A 6,848-nucleotide genomic window follows, 5' to 3' on the forward strand; every position below is an offset into this window, starting at 1 on the left:
CACTTGGACATTGGGCAAATCTCGCAATAGCTCTATTGCTTGTCTGAGTGGCTCGTTGTTGGAGTCCATGATGACCTTCAAAACCTCGTAAGATGCTGAAATATAAGTATATCATAACCTACTGAGATCCCGAAGAGCCTTAACGGCGAGGGCGAAACGGCGTCGTCCCCCCTGAGCTACACAGTGGCGAGCGACCTGCCCACCGCGCCGACGGGGCTGACGGCAAGCAACGCCGCACCCGGCTCCACGGGGTCCCAGATCACCCTGAGTTGGACCGACAACGCCACCAACGATGCGTGCTTTGACATCTGGCGCTACGACGTGGTCGCCGCAGGTGTGCCGCCGGTTACCGCCTTTGCCTGTCAGTTGGGCAACCCGGACACCACCGGACCCACGACCGGGCAGACAAACTGGATCGACACCGCGGCGGCCGCGAACACCTGCTACGACTACCAGGTACGGGCGCAGAACAACAACGGCGACGTCTCGACCTGGACCCAGCTGGCGCGTGGCTGCACCCTGGCGGCGACTGGAACCCTGGACCTCGCGGCCACGGCGGCCAGCAGCTTCCGTGTCGACCTGACCTGGTCCGGACTCGGGACTCCGACGGTCACCAGCTTCCGGGTGATCCGCGATGGGGCCGTGCTGAAGACCGTCAACGCCACGGCCAGCACAACGTACACCGATGCGGACACAACGGCTCAGCCCGACACGACCTACGCCTACACGGTAGAGGCCATGAACGGCGGCACCGTGGTTGCCTCCGGGAGCTCGACGGTGACGACGCCGGCGGCGGTACCCGCTGCGCCGACCAACATAATCGCGACGGTAAACGGTCCGACCCAAGTCACCGTGACCTGGACGGACGGAAACCCGAGCGACATTCAGGACGGCTATGTGATCGAGCGCGCGTCAGTCACCAACGGCGCGGTCGGAGCCTTCCTGCCTCTGATGTTGCAAGGCCCGTCCTTTACCCAAACCAGCTATGTCGACACCGAGGTCCTGCCCGGCACTGTCTATCAGTATCAGGTGAAGGCCATCCGGCTACAGGTGGGCGACTCCCCCTGGGCGTTCTCGGGTCAAGTCGCCACTGCGCTGGCGCCGATGACCAGCGTGACCATCGCCTTCGATGCGCTCCCGGCCGGCCCCTTCACGACCAACGCGTCGACGGCGGATACGGGCATCGTCGTGAGCTGGGCCGACACGTTGAACGAGGGCGGCTACGAGGTCCAGCGCTGCGTCGGCAACACGACGGCCGCCCAGTGCGGAGTGACTGGGGTCCTATGGGCGACGATCGGCACGGTCGGTCCGAATGTCGTGAGCTACGCGAACGGCGGCGTTGCGCCTGGAACCTACAACGTCTGGTATCGAGTGCGGGCGACCAAGGAGGAATTCGCGCCGACCGCGTGGCTGAACAGCGTGCCCGCGACCCTGAATGTGCCGGCCATCCCGGGCAAGCCCACCTTCAGCACCGTATGGGCGAGCAATGACCCAACGCAAGGACTACCGCGGGTCACGGTGAGCTGGAGCAACGTCGCCAACGATAGCGGATATGTGCTGGAACGCAGCGCGGACGGCGGCGGCACCTGGACCTTTGTGGCCAACCGCACGGCCAGCCAGATCAGCTTTATCGATTCGGCGGCTACCGGTCTGGCCCCAGGCACCCACCGCTACCGGGTGACCGCGGTGGGCAACGGCGGTTGGAGGACTTCCGCGCTGTCCCCGTCAGTGGTCCTGATCCCGCCGGCGCAGCCGACCATCAACTCGGTACTGCCGAGCGGAAACGCGACGCAGCGACGGACTCGGCTGGCGGTGAGGTTCACCGTTGCCAGTCCGGCCAGCGGCTGGCAGCTCGAGCGCAGCCGGGGTGGCGTTGGCACCTGGATCGCAGTCACGTCCGGTACGACGACGGGTACCATCGTCTATACCAATACAGGCCTGACGGCAGGCGCCACCTACGACTACCGAGTCCGGACCTATACCAACGGCGGGTTCTCGGCTTGGTCGGACGTGGTCAGCGGTACGACTGCCCCCTAGACTGGGGCGGCGGCGCGGGGGCAACCCCGTGTCCGCCAGGTTGCGGTAACCTTGCATGCCGCCGCGCCTTGACCGGCCGGCGGCATTTTTCGTCCCACAGGAGCGATTATGACGCATGTGTTTACAGCGGGTCTGCTGGCCCTGCTGGCCCTGCTGGCCTGGGGTCAAGCGAACGCCGAGCCCCTGAAGGCCAAACCCGGACTGTGGGAGACCACCACGGTTACGGAGATCAAGCGCGCGAAGGCGCCCACCAACCTGGACCAATTGTCGCCCGAGCAGCGTGCCAAGGTGGAAGACAAGCTCGCCCAACAGGTTAAGCGCGAGACCCGCGTTACCAAGTCCTGTCTAAAGCAAGGACAGATCGACAGCGCCGAGGCCTTCACCGGCGGCAGCCACTATGGGGCCTGCACGCGCACCTTCGCGTCTCAGACCGCAAGCGAGCAGGTGGCCCGCATCGAGTGCGCCGGGGCCAACCCCTTGGTCGGCACCGTCCAAATCCGAGCGGTCGACCCGGAGCATATCGCCGGCTCCATCGAGATCGCGTATGGTCCGGCAGACCGAATGCAGATGTCGACCCTCAGCGAATTGACGTCTCGTTGGTTGGCGGACGATTGCGCCACAAAGTAGCGGCCGCACCTCCCCCCTCGGGCCCGATCTGTGGCTGCTCCGGACGCGCCCGGCCGCCGGATGTATCCCGAGGATTGCAGAAGGCTTGCGACTCGGCTAGAGTTGATGCGCTTCCCGGGAGCCGCCCAACTCGTGCCCCCGTCCGTCGATGCCAGGTCCGTGCCCTTTCGGCTGCCACCTTGCCTCGCCGGTCCGTCTCGTTATGTTCAGCGTCTCGTTGACCTCGGGGAAAAATAGGAAAAGTACGCGGTTCCCGGCGGGACGTACGCCGAGTCCCGCCGGAAGGTGCCGCGTCTGTCATTTGGTCGCGGCGGGCGCCGCTGCCGCCTTGGCCGACAGCGGATACGCCGGGCTGGTGCCGACCCCGCGGTCACGGACGAAGATGTCCGCCGCATCATTGGTATCGCCCGTCACCAGATTGCTGGCGAACGACTCGAACAGCACGTACCGGCCGTCGGCTGACAGGACCGGCCACAGCGAATCGGCATTGCCCTCCTGCGTCGCGGTCGCCACGGACAGGCGAGTGGTCGTCTTGCCAGTGCGGTCGCGCAGGTAGATATCCCAGGCGTTGTTGAAATCGACCGGGTCGAGTGTCGCGAGTGAGTCGAAGGCCACATAACGGCCGTCATTGCTGACGCAGCGCGGCGAGGTCAGCGACGCCGAGTCCGGTGATCACGGCGATGGCCGCATCGCTCAGGTCGGTGCCGTGGATCAGATTGATGGCCGTCAGGCGCAAGGCTTCGGCTCGACCCTCCTCCCGACCCTCCCCCCGACCTTCTTCCCGCGCATCCTTGAGCCCGTAGGTTGGGGTGAGGAACGAACCCCAACATCCCAGCTGCCTTGATGAATCACAGACCGGTCTTGATCAAGATTCCGGCCACTAGGGCTCGCCGGGTGCGTAGTCAGGCCATCCTGGCCTGACACCGTCAGGGCTGGAAGCCCTGACTACGCACGCCGCTGGCCGGGATTACGATCTGCGGCCCGCGGCGTCCTGAGAGCCAGACGAGAAGAGACGAACGATCATGTCCGGTTGACCAGTTGTGCCTTGACGAGCAGTATCAGCTTGGGTTGGTAAGAAAAGCGGGGTTGTCCGTCGGCGTCTTGGAACTCGACACAATTCATGTCTTTCGGCAGCGTCCACTCACCGATCCAGTCGGCATCGGTATAGGGCTGGCTTGCGGCAAATTCGGGGAAAACGTCTCGGACGGGGCGAATGCCCCGTCCGGCCCGTGAACTACGTCTCCCACGCTGGGCGCGCTTTAGTCCCGCCGCGTCAGGAACATCGCATCGCCATAGCTGAAAAAGCGGTAGCCCTCGGTCACCGCATGGCGGTAGGCGGCGAGCATGCGCTCATGGCCGCGGAAGGCGCACACCAGCATCAGCAAGGTGGATTCGGGCAGGTGAAAATTGGTGATCATGGCATCCACCACGCGGAAGCGGTAGCCGGGGCGGATGAACAGCCGGCTGTCGCCGCGGAAGGGTCGCAGGGTGTCCGCATCGCCGCCGGCGGCAGCGGCGCTCTCCAGGCTGCGTACGCTGGTGGTGCCCACCGCGATGATGCGCCCGCCCGCCGCCCGGGTGGCGGCGACCTGCTCGCAGACGGCCGCGCTCACCTCCAGCCACTCCGCGTGCATGGGGTGTTGGTCCAGGTCATCCACCCGGACCGGCTGGAAGGTTCCGGCCCCGACATGCAGCGTGACCTCGGCGCGCGCCACCCCCAGCGCCGCCAGACGCTCCAGCATCGCCTGATCGAAATGCAGCCCCGCGGTGGGGGCGGCCACCGCCCCTTCGCGTGTCGCGAAAACGGTCTGGTAGCGCTCCGCGTCCGCCGTGTCGTCCGCGCGGGCGATGTAAGGGGGCAGGGGGATATGACCCTGGGCTTCCATCACGTCTTTGAAGGGTGCATCCAGGGCACGCAGCCGGAACAGCGCCCCGTCGCGTGCCACCACCTCCAGACGTCCGCCGCCCGCCAGCAAGATCAGCCGGCCGGGTTTGGGTGACTTGGCGGCGCGGGCATGGGCCAGCGCCAGATCCGGCGCGAGCAGCCGTTCCACCAACACCTCGACCGCGCCGCCGGTGTCCTTGCGGCCGAACAGCCGCGCGCGCATCACCCGGGTGTTGTTGAACACCAGGAGGTCACCAGGGCGCAGCAGGTCCGGCAGGTCGGCGAACTGCCGATCCCGCGGGGTCGCACCCCCGTCGAGGACCAGCAGTCGGGACGCGCCGCGTTCCGCCGGCGGGCGCTGCGCGATCAGTTCGGGCGGCAAGTCGAAATGAAAGTCGGCGCGCTGCAACATGCTATCGTTTGACCCCCAGCACGTCGAACGGATTGAGATAAAACATCTTCTTCCAATCGGCGGCGGTGGCGTCGGCAACCGGGATCCGCGGCCATTCGGGCAGGATGAGCAGCAGAATCAGCGTCAGCAGGATACCGAGCAGAATCCGCTTGAGCGTCACGCCGTGTCGCGCCATGGTCGTGGTCCGTTTGCTTAGCGGAACCCGCCGGTCGGTCCCAGCAGTGGCAGGATCCGGCCATTGACGGTGAGTACCCCGTCAACCAGGTGCACGGTGGAACTGACCTGTCCGTCGCGGGCTGAGACCCAGCCCTCATCCAGCCAGCGGTCCAGCCGTTGTTCGGCCGGCGGGTCGCCGCGGTGCTCCTGATCGGCCGGCCCCAGCCAGTCGCGGGCGACCGACTCGGGGAGCGTGACGGCGCCTTCTCCGGTGATGGCGGTCAACCAGGTCACGGCGTTCGACCCGCGGTTGGCGCTGCCATCGCCGGCCGCGGGTGCCGCGACGCGCAGATGCAGCGTGACCGGTCCGTCAGGGGTGTCGAGCCGCACCGGATCGAGGTCGAAGCGCGGCCCGGCCGCCAGGAAGCGGGGCAGCAGACGGGTGACCAGGGTCAGGCCGACGAGACCGCGCAGTGCCGGGGTCCGGGTGCTGGATGACAGCGCTTGAATGGCCTCGATGAGGTCGATGAGCGATTCACCGTCGAGCGACCGGGCGCTGATGCCGACCTGGGCGGCGCGGTAGTCCTGTCCGCGGAGTTGCAAGTCGTCGACCTGTGCCTGCAGTTGGATGTCCAGGGTGCGGTCGCTCGGTGTCTGGGTCAGGTCGATCACGAGCCCGTGCAGGGACGCGCCGACGGGAGCAGCCGGGGGCGTGTCCGGCGACCCGGTGGGCAGCCGCTGCCGGCGGGGTTCGGTTGCGGTCGAAGACGCATTGGCCGGCTCCGCGCCGGTGCCGCCGAACCGGGCGGCACCGATCGTGAGGCGGGTGGTCCCGGTGTAAAGCCCGCCGGTCCAGCCGCGCAGCTCGGATCTGAGCCGGGAGTCGGTCAACTGCGCCAGGGGTCCGGTCGGGGTGACCAGCGCGACCGCGGGCAGGTCGATTTCGATCAGGACGGTCGGTGCCGCGGGGCTGAAGTGCAGCGTGCCGGTCAGGTCCGTGTTGCGCAGCCAAGGGCTGTCGTTGCGGCGCGGCTGATCGGTCGCCGGCACCAGGAGCCGCCCGACCGCGCTGCCGTCGGTGCTGATGTTGGTGGTCACCAGCAGCGGCGGCAATTGAACGGCCGTGCCGAGCCATTCCGCCCGGGTCTGGACGCGGGCGAGCACGGGAAAACCCTTGCGGTTGAACCAGATGAAGGGGCCTTGTTCGATCCGGCTGTCGAGCCGCAGTCGTTGGGCACCGGACGCCTCCAATGCCCATTCGGTGTTGGCGGTCGAACTGAACCAGCCGCGGTCGTACCGGGAAAAGACGACCGTGGCGCCCGGCAAAGCATCAACGGCCGCGCCGAGCAACTCCTGGTAGGCGCGTTGCGCCTGGGTGCCGAGCACCAGCGGGAGGCTGGCGCCGATCAGGATCAACACCAGCCCCACCGCCAGCCCGCTCAGGGTGAGGTTTCCGACCCGGCCTGCCAAGTCGCGGCGGGGTCGCCGGCGTGCGCGAGTGAAAGATCCTGTCGGGTGCATGTGGCCTGAATTTAGTCCTCAGACCGCGATGGCGGTGAGCCGCCGGCCCAGTTCCGGAGCGAGGTTGCGCAGTTTCTCCTGAATACGGGCGGTGATCCCCTCGGCGTCCAGCCCGCAGTCGGCGAGCTGGGCGGACTGTTCGGCGTGTTCGACATACCGATCGGGCAGCCCGAGGTGGAGACAGCGCACCAGCACACCGCGTTCGGCGAG

7 protein-coding genes are annotated in these 6,848 nt (G+C 67.0%); 2 read left to right on the top strand and 5 right to left on the bottom strand.

Going from position 1 to position 6,848, the window contains the following annotated elements; all coding sequences use genetic code 11:
* Nucleotides 1-183: 183 nt before the first annotated feature.
* Both QZY03_RS30505 and QZY03_RS30510 read left to right on the top strand, forming a co-directional pair.
* Nucleotides 184-2,037, top strand: coding sequence for a hypothetical protein (locus QZY03_RS30505; protein WP_295587917.1), 1,854 nt, complete (start codon nucleotides 184-186; stop codon nucleotides 2,035-2,037).
* Between the two features lie 108 nt (nucleotides 2,038-2,145).
* The gene (locus QZY03_RS30510) at nucleotides 2,146-2,664 is read left to right on the top strand and encodes a DUF3617 family protein (RefSeq protein WP_295587919.1); all 519 of its coding nucleotides are present in this window, start codon (nucleotides 2,146-2,148) and stop codon (nucleotides 2,662-2,664) included.
* 297 nt (nucleotides 2,665-2,961) lie between these two features.
* Here the strand turns inward: QZY03_RS30510 and QZY03_RS30515 are convergent, their stop codons facing one another.
* The 5 genes from QZY03_RS30515 to QZY03_RS30535 form a co-directional block, all read right to left on the bottom strand.
* Entirely contained in the window at nucleotides 2,962-3,279 is a 318-nt protein-coding gene (locus tag QZY03_RS30515) for a hypothetical protein (protein WP_295587921.1), read from the bottom strand.
* A gap of 644 nt (nucleotides 3,280-3,923) precedes the next feature.
* Nucleotides 3,924-4,958: a tRNA preQ1(34) S-adenosylmethionine ribosyltransferase-isomerase QueA gene (queA, locus tag QZY03_RS30520; RefSeq protein ID WP_295587929.1), complete on the bottom strand. Its 1,035-nt coding sequence runs from the start codon at nucleotides 4,956-4,958 to the stop codon at nucleotides 3,924-3,926.
* Between the two features lie 4 nt (nucleotides 4,959-4,962).
* Nucleotides 4,963-5,136, bottom strand: a complete 174-nt coding sequence (locus QZY03_RS30525; protein ID WP_295587923.1) for a hypothetical protein — start codon at nucleotides 5,134-5,136, stop codon at nucleotides 4,963-4,965.
* A gap of 17 nt (nucleotides 5,137-5,153) precedes the next feature.
* Nucleotides 5,154-6,587 (bottom strand): YdgA family protein, encoded by a 1,434-nt coding sequence (locus QZY03_RS30530; protein WP_295587925.1) that lies wholly within the window; start codon nucleotides 6,585-6,587, stop codon nucleotides 5,154-5,156.
* Nucleotides 6,588-6,656: 69 nt separating this feature from the next.
* The coding region (locus QZY03_RS30535) for a hypothetical protein (protein WP_295587927.1) at nucleotides 6,657-6,848 on the bottom strand (192 nt) is incomplete at its 5' end.

Origin of the sequence: uncultured Lamprocystis sp. (assembly GCF_903933125.1) — a bacterium.
Taxonomy (GTDB): Bacteria; Pseudomonadota; Gammaproteobacteria; order Chromatiales; family Chromatiaceae; genus Thiodictyon.

Bases quoted from the DNA above. Each gene is read 5' to 3' on its own strand.
- QZY03_RS30510 (WP_295587919.1), top strand. From the start codon at position 2,146: ATGACGCATGTGTTTACAGCGGGTCTGCTGGCCCTGCTGGCCCTGCTG.
- QZY03_RS30525 (WP_295587923.1), bottom strand. From the start codon at position 5,136: ATGGCGCGACACGGCGTGACGCTCAAGCGGATTCTGCTCGGTATCCTG.